At 44.6% G+C, this 946-nt stretch carries 4 protein-coding genes; all 4 read left to right on the top strand.

The window, feature by feature from the left end:
* Positions 1-142: 142 nt before the first annotated feature.
* Positions 143-283, top strand: a complete 141-nt coding sequence (locus B498_RS0121810; protein ID WP_213374860.1) for a YmiA family putative membrane protein — start codon at positions 143-145, stop codon at positions 281-283.
* Positions 284-285: 2 nt separating this feature from the next.
* On the top strand, positions 286-456 hold the full coding sequence (locus B498_RS23290; protein ID WP_032623143.1) for a hypothetical protein: 171 nt from the start codon (positions 286-288) through the stop codon (positions 454-456).
* A gap of 137 nt (positions 457-593) precedes the next feature.
* Positions 594-692, top strand: coding sequence for a small membrane protein YmiC (gene ymiC, locus B498_RS23450; protein WP_032623144.1), 99 nt, complete (start codon positions 594-596; stop codon positions 690-692).
* Between the two features lie 161 nt (positions 693-853).
* A partial coding sequence (locus B498_RS23545) for a hypothetical protein (RefSeq protein WP_008503494.1) occupies positions 854-946 on the top strand: 93 nt, incomplete at its 3' end.

The following is a 946-nucleotide window of genomic DNA, read 5'->3' as shown; positions in this document are numbered from 1 at the left end:
TTCTGGTCAAAAGATTGAATATTTCATACCTCCCGGTGCGTAAATTCACTGGCTTTTCGGCTAAAGTTTCTTTAGGATTTATCTCAACAGATGATTAATTGTACCAATTGTTTGGTCCTAAATGATAAGCGATGTCGATTGTATGAGGTTAGCAATGCCTTCAGGAAGTGAAGAACCGCAAAGGGATCCTGCGCTCAAGCGTAAAGCCTGGCTGGCGGTCTTTCTCGTCTCCGCCTTGTTTTGGGTGGCTGTTGCTCTCCTGGCCTGGAGATATTGGGGTTAAATATGGCAGTGACGGTACGTACCGCTTCGGTAAAACAGATGTGTCAGCATCGTGACAACGGCCACAGAGGGCGTAAAGCACCTGCAACTGTTGTACCTGCGTCCTGGAAACTGACGCCGCAGCAGCAAGCGTTTATTGATATGTTCGCAGAAGACGAACCCAAAAAACAATAATTTAGTTTATTGCCTAATGATGCAAATAGTCTGAATATCGACTCTGCACTTTTGTACTCTTTAATAAATACACATCAGCAATATAGCACTGAGGAACAACCTCGGAATTTTTATAAATAATGCCTGGTGTCCCTATGATGAATAACATGACGTCTCACAAATACTGGTCGTGGATCGGCGTTTTTACCGTGTCGATTCTGTTCTGGAGTCAGCTCATCTGGCTGGCGCTCCACTAAATTGTAAAACCTCGCTACGGCGGGGTTTTTTGTTTCCCCCTTGTGGACCAATCCGAAATTTATCAATTTGGGTTGTTATCAAAACGTTACGACATCTTTGTGTTATCTTTAATTACAGCCCTGATGATTGTCGGGACATCTCTGTGATTAAGGAGGAGCTTATGTCGTTAACCCTACGCGAAGCCAGTAAGGATACGTTACAGGCAGAAAATAAAACCTGGCACTACTACAGCCTGCCGCTGGCTGCCAGAACG

This window comes from Enterobacter sp. SST3 (genome assembly GCF_000286655.1).
Classification (GTDB): Bacteria; Pseudomonadota; Gammaproteobacteria; order Enterobacterales; family Enterobacteriaceae; genus Enterobacter; species Enterobacter roggenkampii.
Note: the sequence above shows the minus strand (reverse complement) of the source record. Positions and strands in the feature narration are given on the sequence as shown.

What these genes read in the sequence shown, in the direction of transcription:
- B498_RS23290 (WP_032623143.1), top strand. Translation starts at nt 286, where the DNA reads ATGGCAGTGACGGTACGTACCGCTTCGGTAAAACAGATGTGTCAGCAT.
- ymiC (WP_032623144.1), top strand. Translation starts at nt 594, where the DNA reads ATGAATAACATGACGTCTCACAAATACTGGTCGTGGATCGGCGTTTTT.
- B498_RS0121810 (WP_213374860.1), top strand. Translation starts at nt 143, where the DNA reads ATGAGGTTAGCAATGCCTTCAGGAAGTGAAGAACCGCAAAGGGATCCT.